The 15683-nt window shown below is 37.3% G+C and carries 17 protein-coding genes and 1 pseudogene; 13 read left to right on the top strand and 5 right to left on the bottom strand.

Translation table 11 applies throughout. The annotated features are described in order from the left end of the window. The 3 genes and pseudogenes from EXE10_RS22180 to EXE10_RS22000 form a co-directional block, all read left to right on the top strand. Nucleotides 1-1729 (top strand): annotated as a pseudogene (locus EXE10_RS22180) (DUF2345 domain-containing protein); the annotation flags it as partial. A 240-nt stretch (nt 1730-1969) separates the two neighbouring features. Beyond that, on the top strand, nt 1970-3229 hold the full coding sequence (locus EXE10_RS18540) for a hypothetical protein (RefSeq protein WP_130114371.1): 1260 nt from the start codon (nt 1970-1972) through the stop codon (nt 3227-3229). Further along, nucleotides 3230-3580, top strand: a complete 351-nt coding sequence (locus tag EXE10_RS22000) for a hypothetical protein (protein WP_130114370.1) — start codon at nt 3230-3232, stop codon at nt 3578-3580. A 304-nt stretch (nt 3581-3884) separates the two neighbouring features. Here EXE10_RS22000 and EXE10_RS18530 read toward each other — a convergent pair whose 3' ends face one another. Further along, complete coding sequence (locus tag EXE10_RS18530; protein ID WP_130114369.1) at nt 3885-5597, bottom strand: electron transfer flavoprotein-ubiquinone oxidoreductase; 1713 nt, start codon at nt 5595-5597, stop codon at nt 3885-3887. 215 nt (nt 5598-5812) lie between these two features. Between EXE10_RS18530 and EXE10_RS18525 the strand changes: the two genes are divergently transcribed. From EXE10_RS18525 to EXE10_RS18505, 5 genes are all read left to right on the top strand, one after another. Beyond that, nucleotides 5813-6424, top strand: coding sequence for a DUF1285 domain-containing protein (locus EXE10_RS18525; protein WP_087553127.1), 612 nt, complete (start codon nt 5813-5815; stop codon nt 6422-6424). A gap of 48 nt (nt 6425-6472) precedes the next feature. Next, nucleotides 6473-7351, top strand: coding sequence for a glutamate racemase (murI, locus tag EXE10_RS18520; RefSeq protein WP_130114368.1), 879 nt, complete (start codon nt 6473-6475; stop codon nt 7349-7351). A gap of 108 nt (nt 7352-7459) precedes the next feature. Beyond that, on the top strand, nt 7460-8476 hold the full coding sequence (locus EXE10_RS18515) for a DUF4062 domain-containing protein (RefSeq protein WP_130114367.1): 1017 nt from the start codon (nt 7460-7462) through the stop codon (nt 8474-8476). Between the two features lie 97 nt (nt 8477-8573). Further along, on the top strand, nt 8574-9584 hold the full coding sequence (hemH, locus tag EXE10_RS18510) for a ferrochelatase (protein WP_130114366.1): 1011 nt from the start codon (nt 8574-8576) through the stop codon (nt 9582-9584). Nucleotides 9585-9624: 40 nt separating this feature from the next. Then, nucleotides 9625-10269: an MBL fold metallo-hydrolase gene (locus EXE10_RS18505; RefSeq protein ID WP_068975491.1), complete on the top strand. Its 645-nt coding sequence runs from the start codon at nt 9625-9627 to the stop codon at nt 10267-10269. A 102-nt stretch (nt 10270-10371) separates the two neighbouring features. On the opposite strand, the gene EXE10_RS18500 is transcribed toward EXE10_RS18505, so the two are convergent. The 3 genes from EXE10_RS18500 to EXE10_RS18490 all read right to left on the bottom strand — a co-directional run bounded on the left by EXE10_RS18500 (nt 10372) and on the right by EXE10_RS18490 (nt 11233). Then, nucleotides 10372-10554, bottom strand: coding sequence for a hypothetical protein (locus tag EXE10_RS18500; protein ID WP_068975490.1), 183 nt, complete (start codon nt 10552-10554; stop codon nt 10372-10374). 108 nt (nt 10555-10662) lie between these two features. Beyond that, the gene (locus EXE10_RS18495; RefSeq protein ID WP_068975489.1) at nt 10663-10845 is read right to left on the bottom strand and encodes a hypothetical protein; all 183 of its coding nucleotides are present in this window, start codon (nt 10843-10845) and stop codon (nt 10663-10665) included. Between the two features lie 220 nt (nt 10846-11065). Then, the gene (locus tag EXE10_RS18490) at nt 11066-11233 is read right to left on the bottom strand and encodes a DNA gyrase inhibitor YacG (protein WP_068975276.1); all 168 of its coding nucleotides are present in this window, start codon (nt 11231-11233) and stop codon (nt 11066-11068) included. An 85-nt stretch (nt 11234-11318) separates the two neighbouring features. Here EXE10_RS18490 and EXE10_RS18485 point away from each other — a divergent pair, with 85 nt between their 5' ends. The 4 genes from EXE10_RS18485 to EXE10_RS18470 all read left to right on the top strand — a co-directional run bounded on the left by EXE10_RS18485 (nt 11319) and on the right by EXE10_RS18470 (nt 14291). Next, nucleotides 11319-11978: an SAM-dependent methyltransferase gene (locus EXE10_RS18485; protein WP_171478514.1), complete on the top strand. Its 660-nt coding sequence runs from the start codon at nt 11319-11321 to the stop codon at nt 11976-11978. Further along, nucleotides 11968-13170, top strand: coding sequence for a TIGR03862 family flavoprotein (locus EXE10_RS18480; protein WP_130114364.1), 1203 nt, complete (start codon nt 11968-11970; stop codon nt 13168-13170). Before EXE10_RS18485 ends, EXE10_RS18480 begins: the two co-directional genes overlap by 11 nt. Before the next feature lie 88 nt (nt 13171-13258). Continuing rightward, a complete protein-coding gene (locus tag EXE10_RS18475; RefSeq protein ID WP_130114363.1) occupies nt 13259-13669 on the top strand; it encodes a GFA family protein in 411 nt (136 codons plus the stop codon). Nucleotides 13670-13688: 19 nt separating this feature from the next. Next, nucleotides 13689-14291: a flavin reductase family protein gene (locus EXE10_RS18470; RefSeq protein ID WP_130114362.1), complete on the top strand. Its 603-nt coding sequence runs from the start codon at nt 13689-13691 to the stop codon at nt 14289-14291. A gap of 77 nt (nt 14292-14368) precedes the next feature. Here the strand turns inward: EXE10_RS18470 and EXE10_RS18465 are convergent, their stop codons facing one another. Then, nucleotides 14369-14701, bottom strand: a complete 333-nt coding sequence (locus EXE10_RS18465; protein WP_130114361.1) for a HopJ type III effector protein — start codon at nt 14699-14701, stop codon at nt 14369-14371. Between the two features lie 152 nt (nt 14702-14853). Here EXE10_RS18465 and EXE10_RS18460 point away from each other — a divergent pair. After that, nucleotides 14854-15683 (top strand): DUF2071 domain-containing protein (locus EXE10_RS18460; protein ID WP_130114360.1); only part of this gene is annotated, 830 nt, incomplete at its 3' end.

Genomic DNA, 15683 nt, shown 5'->3' with positions numbered 1-15683 from the left:
CTCACCATACAACGACGCAACATCAACACCGTACCCGAATACAACCCACTCCAACACCGACCAAGCACCCATCCACAACGCGCCAAGGTGGTCGGACCAAGTGGAGAAGAAATCCATGTCGATGAATGGGGACGCATTAAAGTTCGCTTTCTCTTCACCCGAACAGAAGACCACGGACATGATGGTGGTGTAGGTTCAAATGACAACGATACTGATTCTGCATGGGTTGATGTACTCACCCCATGGGCAGGCGAAGGCTACGGTGTAAGATTCCTACCCCGTATCGGTGAAATTGTTGTTATCGACTTCTTTGATGGCAATATCGACCGACCATTTGTCGTAGGACGCATCCACGAAGCACAACGTAGTCCAACCCAATTCGACAAAAAAGGACAATTGCCAGACACCAAAAAACTCGCAGGTATCCGTTCCAAAGAATACCAAGGCGAAGGCTTTGGACAACTGCGCTTTGACGACACCACAGGGCAGATTAGCAGTCAACTGCAAAACAGCCATGGAGCAAGCCAACTCAACCTCGGAAACATGAGTCATCCCAAAGACAAAGAGACCAGTGATGGACGAGGCGAAGGTTTTGAGTTGCGTACAGATCAATGGGGAGCAGTACGTGCAGGGCAAGGCTTACTACTTTCTACCTATAAACAAGATCAAGCAACAGGCACACACCTCGATGCTAAAGAAGCCAAGCAACAACTTGAAAATTCACTCAACAACTCAAAAGCTTTAAGTGAAGTTGCTAAGAATCAGCAGACGGATCCTTTAGAGGTGATTGATAATTTATCTGCATTGCTCAAAGGACTTGAGGTTTCAAAAGTTGCTGCCATTACGAATTTAGTGGGTGATTTTAAATCTGGACTTACTTCAAATCCGCTTGGAACACTTGGAAATTTAGGTGGTTTTGTTGAAAAAGTGGGTGGAATCAAGGGTGATGTTAAAGGTGTTATTCAGCAATTTAATGATTCATTCAAAGATGTAAAACAAACCATTCAAGAATTTGAGGGCTTTGTAAAAGATACAGGACAGCAATTAGAAAATTATAAGGATCAATTTCAGTCACTAAGAAGTGGTTTAAGTGAGAATCCATTTAAAGCGTTAAAAGATGCTAAAGGTCTATTCAGTGATATTCAGAAAACATCAAATCAAGTCCAATCCATTGTAGGTTTTGCAAAACAAGGTTTGTCGAACCCGCTTGAAGGTTTTAAAGGCTTGAGTGGCTTTATGGATAATTTGAGTGCGAAGTCCAAATCAGATGCTAAATCTCAAGCTGAATTTAAAATTTTCCAAGATGCGATGATGGTTCTTGCTGCACCAAATAGTATCGCTGTGACAAGCAACGAAGATATTCATATATCAGCGGATCAGCAGATTTATGAAACTGCGGGTGAGAGTATTCAGTACAGCACGCAGAAGAATTTAATTGCACATGCACAATCGAAGATTAGTCTTTTTGCTGCGCAAGATGGTGCTAGGTTTTATGCAGGGAAAGGGAAAGTTGAGATACAAGCACAGGGTGATGGTGCTGATTTGATTGCTCGTAAGGGTGTTCAGGTGATTTCAACAGAAGATAAGATTGAGATTAAAGCGAATAAGAAGATTGTTTTAATCGCTGGCGGTTCGCAGATTGAAATTAGTAGTGGCGGTGTTTTGCCGACGACACCTGCGAAATTTGAGGTGAAGGCGGGGCAGCATAAGTTTGTTGGGGGAGGTAGTGTTCAAACACCAAAGATTCCGCTACCTATATTAGGAGAAAATAATAAATTTGATATTCAATATCAAATGCTTGATGATCAAGGTAATAAATTGATTAAGAAGGCATATATTGCATTTTTAGACAATGGAGAGGTCATAGAGGGTATAACAGATGATGAGGGGTTTACTCAAAAAATAAATTCTATTAATAAAGAAAATGTTTCAATTCATATGTTCCTAGATAATAAATTGGATATTTAAGATGAGTTTTGAATACAAAGTATATGTAAAAATTAGAACAAATGTTGATATTTCAAAATTGAAATATAGTTTGAAAATATACAATCATAATACACAGAAAATAATTAATCAAAATGGTTTCAGTATTGATTTTAATAGGAAATATAATTTTATAAAATCAGGTTCTAACTATAGAACTGATTTTGTGAACTTAGTATATAATCTTAAGCTTGCACCAATAGAAGTGTTAAGGGATTTAGTTATTGTTTTTAATATTTATAGAGTTGATAGTAATAATAAAGAATATAATGTAGTGAAAGATTATTATGTTAATAATTTGGTTGAGGAGTTTGAGAAAAGTATATATCAAAATGTGAAACTTGATGTGGTTGATTACTTGGAGAAAAATGATCCAACTAAAGTAGTAACTCCAAATAATAATAATACTGTACAGTTAGCCATAACTCCCAAAAGTATTTTTATTTGTAAAGAGCATCCGCCGAATACTACTAAAGATCCTTTTGTTAAAAATACTGTTGAAGCAAGCCTAGCTAGTCGTTTGAAAGAACCATATCCTGATCAAAAATATACTAACCTTTGTGGACCAGCAGCTTTTTTTTATTGTGTATTAAATAGTAATAAAAATATATACAAAAAAATAGTAAAATCACTTTGGGAAAAAGGTGAAGCTAGCCATAATAGATTAGTTATAAAACCGAAAATTGAAGGGGCTCGATTAGTATCAAATTTTTACGATGAGAAAGGCAACCCAAATATTTCTTCTGTTGATTGGATAACTTTAGCTAGTATTAGAGACTCCCAAAATGGCGTAACTGAATATAATAGTGCAACTGGTGCAATTTCTGCTATTACTACGCCAGATGAATTAAAAAATTGGCTCAGTTGTATAGGGTTCAGTATTCCAGTTTATCATAGTTTTTTTAGACAAAAAGTGCCTAGATCTGTAGATTGGCTTAGTGTGTTAAGAGAGCTAAGCCAGTACCCATCAAAAGATTTTTATTACGTTTTCTTAACGAATAGTGCTTTGACTGCCCAAGGTGGGGATATTCCTAGAATAGCAACTATTCCTTCTCATTATATTGTTTTAAATTCAGCATTAACAACAAGGAATGGGATTGTGAATGCTCAAACTGATAAAAATGAAATAATATCAGCAACGTGTTTTAACTGGGGACAACAAGATCAATTGAAACCTGTAACATTACAAACTTTAAGTAGATTTTTATGGGCAGTGATAATTGTGAATAGGAGCCTTACATAAATGAAATTTATTTTAATATTTGTATTAATTTTATCTGGATGTTCAAATATTCAAAATGGAATATTTTTGACAAAAGAATTACCAACTGCAAAACTTAATCAAAAATATTATTTTGAAATAAAAATGAAGGAACAGGGAATTATACAAGATAAATTTTATGTTGAGACAAACATAAATAAGGAAAGTGGTTTAGTAGTTGTACCTAATCAAGGAGTCAACTTTATGCACTCATCTACAATTATAGAGGGAACTCCTAAGAATGTTGGTGAATATAATATTCATATTTCTGGGGTTGCTCGAAGTGGACTGAAAAAATTTGATAAAACTTTCATTTTGATTGTAAATGAATAAAAAAATCGGATCTGTTAGGTATTTTTAGGCTACTATATTTGCAATAAGGTAAATATAAAGTACAAATTGTTAATGCATGGGATTCAGTGTTATGATTTTAAAAGACCTTTTGTAGTAATGATAATGGACTTGTTGATCGTAAATAAAATATTAATTTTTAATAAGTTTGAGGGGTTTTAGGATATTATAGCTGACTATAATAGTGCAAAAAAACTCAGCTTTTACAATTTTTAGATTTTGAGAAAAAGTATAAATTGAAAATAAACCCGCCTAAGCGGGTTTATTTTTTTAGCTCAACAAAAGATTACATATTCGGGTAGTTTGGACCACCACCGCCTTCAGGCGTTACCCAAGTGATGTTTTGAGAAGGATCTTTAATATCACAAGTCTTACAATGAACACAGTTCGCTGCGTTGATTTGGAAACGCTTGGAACCGTCATCATTTTCCATGATTTCGTAAACACCAGCAGGGCAGTAACGCTGAGCAGGCTCATCCCATTTTGGTAAGTTTACATTCACAGGAATAGATGCATCAGTCAACTTCAAGTGGGCTGGCTGATTTTCTTCATGTACAGTATTTGATACAAACACAGAAGATAAACGGTCAAATGTTAACTTACCATCTGGTTTTGGATAGTTCGGTTTAAACGTAGAAGCATCTACAGTTTTTAACGCACTAAAATCAGGAACTAAGTCATGTAAAGTGAATGGTACTTTAAAGATGTTTTGATCAATAAAGTTAAATGCACCACCCATCCAAAGACCGAATTTATGCATTGCAGGGCCGAAGTTACGTGAACGATGTAACTCTTCTTTTAACCAGCTGTTATTGAATTTGTCTGTATAAGCAGTTAATTCTTTTGCAAAGAAGTCTTCGCCTTCAGTCACGCGAGCAACAGCTAAATCACCACCTTTCTCAACACCCGCAGCAATCGCTTCAAAGACAGCTTCACCACATAGCATGCCAGATTTCATAGCTGTATGAGAGCCTTTGATTTTTGCAAAGTTTAAGAAACCTGCATCATCACCGATCAAACAACCGCCAGGAAATGTCAATTTAGGCAGTGAGTTTAAACCACCTTTCACAACTGCACGCGCGCCGTAAGAAATACGTTTACCACCTTCAAGATATTGCTTGATCAGAGGATGTGTTTTCCAACGTTGCATTTCAGCAAATGGGTACATATTTGGGTTTTCGTAAGATAAGTCTACAATCATACCCAAAGTTACTTGGTTGTTTTCAGCGTGGTATAACCACCAACCACCAGAAGAACCAGTTTCAGCTAAAGGCCAGCCCGAACCATGCATCACTAAACCAGGTTTATGTTTTGCAGGATCAATTTCCCAAAGCTCTTTAATACCGATACCATAGTGTTGTGGATCAGCATCTTTGTCTAAGTTAAATTTAGCAAGTAGGCGTTTACCGAGGTGACCACGGCAACCTTCTGCAAAAATTGTATATTTTGCATGAAGTTCGTAACCAGGAGTAAAGTTGTGAGTCGGCTCACCATCTTTACCGATACCCATATCACCCGTTTGAATCCCTTTTACAGAACCATCTTCATGATAAAGGATTTCAGAAGCAGCAAAGCCTGGGAAAATAGAAACTTCTAACTCTTCAGCTTTAGTACCCAACCAACGAACCACGTTACCTAGTGAGATCACATAGTTACCATCATTGTGCATGGTTTTTGGCACCATCCAATGTGGCGCTTCTTGTGATTTTTCCGCAGACATTAAGAAGAATGTTTTATCTTCAGTCACAGGCACATTTAAAGGCGCGCCTTCTTCTTTCCAGTTCGGGAAAAGTTCATTGATTGCACGAGGTTCAAGTACAGCACCAGAAAGGATATGCGCACCAACTTCAGAGCCTTTTTCAACCACACAAACCGAAAGGTCTGGAAGATTGTTTTCAATAGCCAATTGACGAATTTTAATCGCAGCAGAAAGACCCGCAGGACCTGCGCCTACGATCACTACGTCAAACTCCATCGATTCACGTTCGATGTGTTCCATGTAGGACTCCTCATATTTCATAGGGTGGCAACCGTGTGCATTTATTGAACATTAATTTGAACAAAAATCAGTCGGTGCTGCCGTGAGTGTTCTAAAAATTCCGTGATACGAATTAACGCTCGTATCGATAATATATTTTGCGCTAGTATAGTTATAAACCTTGATCTAGCCAATTGGCTGAGTCGTATTATTTTTTAGTCAGCAAGGCATAAACCATGGTAAATCAAAATAATTCAACATCAGCGACTGAAAATCAGCCTGTTTCTGATAATAAAAACTTAATCAGCATTACACAATACTTAAAAGATGTACACTCGGGTCACAAAAGGTCAATACCCCCTTTAGCGCAGTGGAACCCAAAGCATTGTGGCAAAATGGATTTGAAGGTAAAAGCCAATGGAGAATGGTGGCACGAAGGTCAATTGATCAAGCGACAAGCCCTCTTAGACCTCTTCACCAAGGTGTTGTGGAAAGAAGACAATAAATTTTATTTAAAAACGCCTGTTGAGCAGATTGAAATAGATGTAGAAGATGAGCCTTTATTGGTTAATCAAGTCGATCAAATTGAACTTGATGGTCAAACTTATCTTCAAGTGACAACAACCAATCAAGACATTGTATTGGTCGATGCTGAGCATCCAATTTTCATGCGTGAATATCAGGGTGAACTTCGACCTTATGTACATATCCGATTCGGCATCAATGCTTTAATTCAACGCAATGCTTTTTTTCATCTGATCGAGTACGGCTCTTTGCTTGAAAATGGGCAGGGCGATGCTATTTTATCGTTACAAAGTGGTGATTTTCACTTGCAATTAGGCACTTGAGGTTTAAGCTTTGTTCATTGTTTTTGACTCATACATATAGTGGATCAAATGAGCGCCATTCTTCCTTTATATCCTTTAGAAAATCCTATGCCTAAAGCATCTGCAGATGCCCCAATCGGTATTTTTGATTCGGGTATAGGCGGATTATCAGTTGCTCAGGAGATTGCGTTGTATTTGCCCAATGAACGTATTGTTTATTATGCAGATACTGCACATGTTCCTTATGGTCCTCGCACAGATCAGGATATTCGTGAATTAACAGCTCATGCAATCGAATGGCTTTATCGTCAGGGATGTAAAGTTGCCGTGGTTGCATGTAATACTGCATCAGCTTTTAGTTTGGATTATTTACGTGAGCATTATGGTGAAAATTTTCCGATTATTGGACTTGTTCCTGCATTGAAGCCTGCTGTATTACAAAGTAAGTCGAAAGTAGTGTCGGTTTTGGCAACGCCTGCGACTTTTCGCGGACAATTAATTAAAGATGTCATGACACGTTTTGCTGAACCTGCCAATGTTGAAGTATTCACTGTGACTAACTTAGAACTAGTACCATTTGTTGAATCTGGTCGATATAACACTTTGGAGTGTAAGCAAAGCTTACAGAAAGTTTTAGATCCAATTGTAGAAAAAGGTTCAGATTATCTGGTTTTGGGATGTACACATTATCCTTATTTAAAACAAAGTATTCAGGAACTTTATGGTGATCAATTAAATCTCATTGATTCAGGTTTAGCAGTCGCACGACAAACGGCACGTATTTTGATTAAAAATGGACTGGCTTCAAGTTCTCCGCAAAATGACGGTGTCCGTTTACAATGTTATGTGAGTGGAGGAAATGCAAATGCGTTAAAAATGGTCTTAAATCATTTAATACAAGAAAAAATTACATGGTCTATCGAAAATATTGCTGAAAAACTGGGCTAATTCGTTCAATATCAGGTATATTTAATGTTTTTATAAGTGTAGGGCACATTAAGCTTATAGTGATTTAGGGTTGATCTTAAGTGTGATGTGACAAGAATGGGTTTACCTATGCTCGACAAACGGTATCAAGTTTTTATTACAACATCTGGCAAAGAAATGCAGCCAGAGCGCATGGTTATTACACAAACGCTCATTGGAATGGGTTTTTTTTCTTGGGGTTTAGAACAGCGTACACCTTTAAGTACGGCATTTGCTCGTCGTCAAATTGATGATTGTGATTATGTTTTATTATTGCTGGGTAGCCAATACGGTGAGCAGCCTGTTTCTGGTGTGAGTTATTTACATCTTGAATATATTTATGCAGTGACCAAGCAGAAACCGATTATTGTGTTTATGCATGAAAATCCTGAGTCACGTGAAGCACATTTAAAAGAAGAAAAAACCATTTTGATTGAAAAATTCAACGAGTTTAGACATCAATTACAAAAAGAAGTTGAACAAGTAGTGACCTATAGAACATTGCGAGATTTAGAACTTGCTGTACGTTCTTATATGCCACAAATGTTAGAACGTTATCCTGTTGTGGGTTGGGTGAGACCACAAAATATTCAAGTTTTACAAGATGAAATTGACAGATTAAAAGCAAAATTAGCACAAGTTTCGATTGAGCAAGGTAAAAAAGAGGCAGATCCTTTTTTAACTTTGCCGAAAGTGTCTTTGCATGAAGTATTTAATTTTGATTATCGAATGCATGCTTATCAGGATGGTAATTTTAAGGAATTATCTCCGATCAGAGAAATGACATGGGCGGAGTTGTTGAAAATTTTATCTGTAGAATTTCGTCAACCGACGCCAGAAGATTTCTTTTCAAAAGTATTGAATGAATATCTAAATAATACAGGTTTAACCGATGCTCAAGTGGTGATGCCAAGAGCACATGCGGTGTCACGTGCGCAGATTAATGTACGTTCATTGCATACGATTAAACAACAAATGCGACAAAACGAATGGATTATTCCTGTTGGTCGGGATGATCGTCAGCGTATGTTATGGCAGATGACAGATAAATGTCTAAAATTACTTGAGAACTCTCAACGTATCAGTAATCGTTCTTCTATGTTTTAAGTGGTCATCATTGCAACACTAGATAAAAATTTTGTTTAGATAAAGACTCTGTTAAGCTGATGCAAAGAGATCACGATATTGAGCAGATCGAGTTAAAATGTCTTTATCCAAACCTAAAGTACTGATCATTGTTGCCAATTTGGGTACACCTGATGCACCGACTGCGCCCGCAGTTCGTGCCTTTTTAAAGCAGTTTTTATCTGATCAGCGTGTCATTGAAATTCCTAAATTTTTATGGGCAATTATTCTAAATTTGTTTGTTTTACCATTTCGACCCAAACGAGTTGCTGAAGCTTATGCACAGGTGTGGTCAAATGATTCACCGATGCGTGAAATTTTGTTGCAACAAGTGGCTCAGATTCAGCAAACACTTGAGCATTCAAATACAAATTTTGATCTTAGCATTGTTCCAGCGATGACCTATGGGCAACCAAGCATAGACGCGATTTTGAAAGATGCTGAAATTCAGCAGTTTGATCACATTATACTTTTTCCTTTATTTCCCCAGTATTCAGCAACCTCAACAGCACCACTATTTGATGCACTTGCAAAATGGCTGTTGAAACAAAGAAATATTCCCGGTTTAAGTTTGATTCGTGACTATTATCAGCATCCTCTCTATATTCAAGCATTGGCAAATAGTGTACGTGATTATCAACAGTTACATGGGCAGCCGACAAAGTTATTGATGTCTTTCCATGGTATTCCTCAACCTTATGCGGACAAAGGCGACCCTTATGCAGATCGTTGTCGTATCACCGCTGCGAAAGTTGCTCAAGCGTTAGGATTAAGTGATGAGCAATGGGCAATTAGCTTCCAATCACGTTTTGGTAAGCAAGAGTGGGTGAAACCTTATACGGATCAAATTTTAAAAGAATGGGCTGAACAAGGCATTCAATCTGTACAAGTTTTAAGTCCTGCATTTTCAGCAGATTGTTTGGAGACGCTTGAAGAATTAGCAATTCAAAATGCTGAATTATTTTTAAATTCAGGTGGTCAGCAATATACATATATTCCAGCGTTAAATAGTCGTTCGGATCATATTGATCTATTGGCACATTTATTAGAAGCTCAACTCGATGCTTTGAAATCGCAATTACAGGCTTAATTTTTATTCCTAAGCTTGGGTTTGTTTTAAGGAAATTAATATGTTGCAAGTCAAAATTGTTCCCGTAACAGCATTTGCTCAAAACTGTTCGATTGTCTGGGATTCCGAAACCAAAGAGGCTGTGTTGATTGATGCAGGTGGTGATCCTGAAAAATTAAAACAAGAAGTTGAAGCATTAGGTTTAACTGTAAAAGCATTGTGGTTAACGCATGGGCATTTAGATCACGCTGGTGCTGTTGGTGCACTGGTGAAAGATTGGAATGTGCCTGTGATTGGACCACATAAAGAAGATGCATTTTGGTTAGATATGATTCAAGAAGTATCTGCACGTTATGGCTTTCCTGTTCCAGATCCAGTGAATGTGGATCAATGGTTAAATGGTGGTGAGACATTAACTTTAGGCGAGGAAGAGTTTGAAGTTCGTTTTGCACCAGGTCATACCCCAGGGCATGTGATGTTCTATAATGCAAAATATGGCGTGCTGTGGACTGGTGATGTCTTATTTAAAGGTTCTATTGGTCGTACGGATTTTCCTAAGGGCAATCATCAGCAACTTTTAGATTCAATTCAACGAGAATGTTTTAGTTTGCCTGATGAAACTCAATTTATTTCAGGTCATGGGCCAATGAGTACAATTGGCTATGAAAAACAATACAACCCATTTGTTGCAAGTAAAGCTGGGTAGAATGTTTTTAAGTAAGTTAACGGAAAAATGAGAAAAGAAAGTTATAAAATAAAAAACGTTTCAATTCGAAATGAATTGAAACGTTCTTATTTGTTTTGAGTACTAAGCGAAAGGATCAAATAAATGATCCTTCATTTCGAGTTGCAGAATAAACCCTGCGACTGCAAATAAGCATCCAATTGAAATTAATGCGCGATCTAAACTATAAAAACCAAGTGCAAGAAAGATTACACACAGGACGATAAAGAAACTTAGCATCGTTTTTAAAATTATGTACATTTTCATTTTTATATCCACTTTTTGATAATCAATTAGTTTTTTTGTATCAAAGTGTGGAATTATACATACTTAATTTTTTAAAACAATTGTGTTAAGTTCATCTGTATAATGTGCTTAACCTTTCATAAAAGGGTTTGTGAGTTGGTTCTGTGCTTCTAATACAACTAATACTATGGAAACAGCAAATAGAATACCAATTGTAATTAGTGATGGATCTAATGCGTATACACCTACGAAAGTAAAAAATACGCAAAGAGCAGCCAACATCGAAATAAAAATTTTAATACCAATAAACATATGAATACTCCTACCTATGCTCAGTAATTTTGAGACATGATTTTTAATTTTTTATATTTAAAAGTGTGAAATAGAACACATCTTTATAATATAACTTTTATTGTTAAAAAGTAGACGATTATTGTGAAATATATGTGTATATTGTTTTAATTTTTTTTGAATTATTACGTAAGTTTACGTTTTTCAATGAAAATATCACTGTATTTAATTGTAAGAAAACTTATGAGTCTTCTTCAGGAGGAGAGTCTTCAGTCGGAAGCTTATAATCTTCATTTGCCCAAGCGCCGAGATCAATCAATTTACAACGATCTGAACAAAATGGACGAAATTCATTATTTTCCCAAGTGGTCGCTTCACCACAACGTGGACATGGAAATGATTTAGGCATGATGAATTCCTGATTTAAATAGACAATCTAAGAAGCAAAAATAACGCAGACTTGTTAAACTTGCGCTGATTTTTCTTAGTTTGATCTGTTTATGCCAATTCGTCAATTTCAAGCGCAGCGTATGCATGCTCCCCGTGATTTTCAACCGATAGAGAATCATCCTGTTTGTATAGAAATAGGTGCAGGTAAGGGTAAACATGCTTTGTTATTTTCAGGGCAACATCCTGATTTGAAATTGATTGCGATTGAACGGACACGTGAAAAATTTTTAGCGATGCAAAAGCAACATCAGCTTGAAGGGCAAGCCAATTTAACCCCAATGCATGCCGATGCTTTGCCGTGGGTGGTGCATGCTTTATTCCCACAACAAGTACAACATTTTTTTATACTCTATCCAAATCCTGAGCCACATAATCCTGCACAGCGTTGGTTGAATATGCCATTTTTTGAGTTTCTCATCTCACGTTTGGCGGTGAATGGCACAATTACTTTAGCCAGTAATATTCCTGAATATATTGAAGAAGCGGAACAACAATTAAAACAAGTTTGGCATTTACCTTATGAAAAACAGGTGATTGCATCAGATTCGGCACGCACTCATTTTGAAGTGAAATATTTAGAACGGGGTGAGTTGTGTCAGCAGTTGATCATTTCTAAACCTGAAAATTACACTACTCGCTTTGATGATTTTCAGCCTTTGCAAGGTCAAAATACGCAAATGACTGAGTCTAAAGATGCCGAATAAACGCATTGCGATTGTCGGGGCAGGTCCTGCGGGTTTGATGGCTGCGGAAGTGCTGAGTGCGCATAATTATGAAGTGCATGTTTTTGAGCAGAAACCTTCGGCAGCACGCAAATTTTTGATGGCAGGTAAAACAGGGTTAAATATTTCCCATGCTGAACCGATTGAACAATTTGTACAGCGTTATGATCAGGTGGAATGGTTGAGTCCGTGGATCAAACAATGGGATGCCAATTGGATTCAAGCGTGGATGCAGGATTTAGGCATTGAATCCTATGTCGGAACTTCGGGACGGATTTTCCCAATTGAAATGAAAGCTGCGCCCTTATTGAGAGCTTGGTTGAAGCGTTTAGCTGAGCAAAAGGTCAATTTTCATTATCGGCATCAAATTTTGGATTTAAACAATCAAACTTTAAAAATTCAGGATTTGAAATCAGAACAGATTTTTGAGCAAGAGTTTGATGCAATTATTCTTGCTTGCGGCGCAGTGTCATGGTCACGTTTAGGCAGTGATGGCGCATGGCAAAAATGGCTGAATGCGGAAGAAATTGAGCCATTTCAAGCCAGTAATGCAGGTGTGGAAAAAACATGGTCTAGGTTTATGCAAGCTGTGTTTGGGCAGCCATTGAAACGTGTTGAGGCATGGGTAGAGCATGCATCTAAAACACAGGGTGATATTGTCATTACGCATTATGGTTTAGAAAGTGGGCTGATTTATAAGCAAGGGCGAGCGTTAAGACAGCAACTGAAACAGCAACAGACTATGTGTCTATATTTGGATTTGTTGCCTGATTTGTCTGTGGCACAATTGGCGCAAAAATTACAAGCATCAAAAAAACAATCGACTGCGAATATTTGGCGTAAAGCGGGCTTGGATATTGCTAAAGCCAATTTAGTTCGTGAAGTGGTCGATAAATCACTGTGGAACCACGCGGAAAAGTTGGCGAATGAAATTAAACATTTAAAAATCGAGCTATCAGGTTTTCGTCCAATTGAGGAAGCGATTAGCTGTGCAGGTGGTGTGAAACAATCTGTATTCACTGAGCATTTACAACTGAAATCCAATCCTCATTTGTTTTGTTGTGGGGAAATGTTGGATTGGGATGCACCAACGGGCGGATATTTACTGACTGCGTGTTTTGCGACAGGTCGTGCAGCAGGGCAAGGTGTGCATCAGTATTTAAAAAGTGAATAACGGAAACAACAATTTCATAAGATTAAATTTGGATTAACACTTGTAAGATGTGCTAATTTTAAATGGTTTTATATTTTAGAGTTAAGTCATGTCTGCTGAAAAATTATATACAGGAAGTTGTTTGTGTGGTGGGATTCGCTATGAAATTCATGGCGAAATTGGCGATATTATTGAGTGTCATTGCCGTCGTTGTCGTAAGGCAAATGGCAGTGCTTTTGCTGCCAATGCACCCATTCAAAAAGCAGATTTTAAAATCGTACAAGGTGAGCAGTTACTGAAAAAATATCAGTCTAGTGAAACCACACAGCGTTGTTTTTGTGGTGAATGCGCTTCACCGATTATCAGTATTAAAGCTGAAACACCTGATACTTATCGTTTAAGAATTGGAACTTTGGATACACCGCTTGAGCAAAAGCCAACCATGCATACGTTTACAGCTTATAAGGCAGAGTGGGATACGATTGGTGATGGTTTACCACAGTACGATGAAAGACCTTAAACATTGAGAAATTATTCGTATGATTTTTAATACGTCAGACTTGGCAGCAAATGAAATTTATCGTTTGCTTGTAGGTGGCGTCACGCCTCGACCAATTGCTTGGATCAGTACTTTATCTAAAGATGGTGTTGCTAATATTGCGCCATATTCGTTTTTTAATGTTGCCAGTTGCAATCCACCGATCTTATGGTATTCACAAGTCAATTCAAGAGATGGGCAAAATAAAGATACACTGCGAAATCTTATCGACACACAACAATGTGTGGTACATATTGTAAATACAGCTTTGCTTGAGCAGATGAATTTATCTTGCGCTTCACTGCCTGCGGAGCAAAGTGAGTTTGATTTTGCGCAGATTGAAACTGAACAGAGTCAAACAGTTTTGGCGCTCGCTGTGAAACATGCACCTGTTCGTTATGAATGTCATTTAAGAGAAGTAATTGAACTAAGCTCACTTCCATCAGGTGGTACTGCGGTCTTGTTAGATGTGAAATCTATTTATGTCGATGATCAGCTTTGGGACGGTCGTGTGATTGATCAAGAAAAGCTACAGAGTGTGGGCAAAATGGGCGGAGATTTTTATAGTCTGAGCACTGATTTATCCGCATTGGCGAGACCTTAGACTTAGAAAAACTTTAGACTACAGAGAAACTACAGAACAGACCTGCTTCATATTCAGAAGGTCTGTTCAATATTCAATTATTTCGCTGTTAAAGCATTACCTTCAAACTTGATTCCATTCCAACCATGTTGCATAAACTGGCGAATGTTCTGATGATCAGTGGCTTCAGGTGTTGCCAATACTGAAGCATAGTGTTCGGCAAATAAACTTAGTGTTTGTTGTTGATCTAAATCATTCAATTGAGCGAAAGAAAAGACTTTGGCACTGCCTTGGTTTTCAGTCGCTGCATTGTGTTGTTGACCATTTTGAAATGCAGTTGGCGTATGCGTATAACGTGCTTCAATAAATGCAATGACATCGGTAAATTTTACTTCGCCTGCTTGCAGTTGTTTTAATAAATCTTGAGTCACGATTTGAATTCCTGATTTAATTGTGCGCTTATCATAGCTGATTCATTTGAAATCACGTAATGCCTATTTATGTTTTATTGTTGCTCTAGTTGTGATGTTTATTTGCATAGATTTGCTAGAATAAATAAAACAAAGCAATAACAAAGAGTGTTATGAATCGACATCAAATTAAAAATAAAGATTTAAATTGGATCATGAAATTCATTGCTTATTTAACGCAAAGTTCATGGCTTTTAAATTTGCGCCGTGCGTTGATGCGAGTTCTACCATTCTTCAAATTACAAAGCCGAGTCAAAAATATTGTCTATTTGTCATGGTTAGTTGATATTGAAAGCGTACGTTCACGTTACCCAAAGCATGTTCAGTTATGGGGAAAACAAGGTAAAACCATTTTTACCATATTGACCTATCAGCATGAGCATTTTGGCTTTGCTTTCTTGGGCTGGTTTCGAAAATTGATGCCATCACCAAAACAAAGTAATTGGCGTTTTTATATCGAACCGAATCAGCAAGACAAGACTGTGATTTTTGAACAAGTTGTGGTTGATCAAAAGCTCTATGTATTGAGTGGGCGGCTGGCCAGTGATGCGATGCCTGCACAATTTGCGCAACCATTTATACATCAAAAAAATAATTCACAGATTCATACGCAACTTCATGTTGATGAATGCTATAAATTATCCAGTACAGTCGAAATCCATACAGATCAACAATTACCACAGACATGGCAAGGTTTGTTTTCATCATGGGATGAAGCTATTCGCTACTTAGTCGATCAAGATCATGCATGGGTGGAATGGGTTGATCAGCCTGAAAAAATGTCACAAGGTGATATCGAAATGCCTTTTAATTTTAGTCAAATTCAAGCAGCAAAAGTATTGGATATTCATTGTCCATTGTTAAAAGAATGGGGTGTAAATGAACAAGAGGTATTTGCTTTTGTTGTGCCTGAATTGGACTTTTATGTGAAGAGTGAAAAAAC

This window comes from Acinetobacter sp. WCHAc060033 (assembly GCF_004209125.1).
GTDB classification, from domain to species: Bacteria; Pseudomonadota; Gammaproteobacteria; order Pseudomonadales; family Moraxellaceae; genus Acinetobacter; species Acinetobacter wuhouensis.
Note: the sequence above shows the minus strand (reverse complement) of the source record. Positions and strands in the feature narration are given on the sequence as shown.

Excerpts from the sequence above, each read along its gene's own strand:
- EXE10_RS18530 (WP_130114369.1), bottom strand. The coding sequence starts at position 5,597 with ATGGAACACATCGAACGTGAATCGATGGAGTTTGACGTAGTGATCGTA.
- murI (WP_130114368.1), top strand. The coding sequence starts at position 6,473 with ATGAGCGCCATTCTTCCTTTATATCCTTTAGAAAATCCTATGCCTAAA.
- EXE10_RS18495 (WP_068975489.1), bottom strand. The coding sequence starts at position 10,845 with ATGTTTATTGGTATTAAAATTTTTATTTCGATGTTGGCTGCTCTTTGC.
- EXE10_RS18525 (WP_087553127.1), top strand. The coding sequence starts at position 5,813 with ATGGTAAATCAAAATAATTCAACATCAGCGACTGAAAATCAGCCTGTT.
- EXE10_RS18500 (WP_068975490.1), bottom strand. The coding sequence starts at position 10,554 with ATGAAAATGTACATAATTTTAAAAACGATGCTAAGTTTCTTTATCGTC.
- EXE10_RS18515 (WP_130114367.1), top strand. The coding sequence starts at position 7,460 with ATGCTCGACAAACGGTATCAAGTTTTTATTACAACATCTGGCAAAGAA.
- EXE10_RS18480 (WP_130114364.1), top strand. The coding sequence starts at position 11,968 with ATGCCGAATAAACGCATTGCGATTGTCGGGGCAGGTCCTGCGGGTTTG.
- EXE10_RS18470 (WP_130114362.1), top strand. The coding sequence starts at position 13,689 with ATGATTTTTAATACGTCAGACTTGGCAGCAAATGAAATTTATCGTTTG.
- EXE10_RS18490 (WP_068975276.1), bottom strand. The coding sequence starts at position 11,233 with ATGCCTAAATCATTTCCATGTCCACGTTGTGGTGAAGCGACCACTTGG.
- EXE10_RS18475 (WP_130114363.1), top strand. The coding sequence starts at position 13,259 with ATGTCTGCTGAAAAATTATATACAGGAAGTTGTTTGTGTGGTGGGATT.
- EXE10_RS18540 (WP_130114371.1), top strand. The coding sequence starts at position 1,970 with ATGAGTTTTGAATACAAAGTATATGTAAAAATTAGAACAAATGTTGAT.
- EXE10_RS18505 (WP_068975491.1), top strand. The coding sequence starts at position 9,625 with ATGTTGCAAGTCAAAATTGTTCCCGTAACAGCATTTGCTCAAAACTGT.
- EXE10_RS22000 (WP_130114370.1), top strand. The coding sequence starts at position 3,230 with ATGAAATTTATTTTAATATTTGTATTAATTTTATCTGGATGTTCAAAT.
- hemH (WP_130114366.1), top strand. The coding sequence starts at position 8,574 with ATGTCTTTATCCAAACCTAAAGTACTGATCATTGTTGCCAATTTGGGT.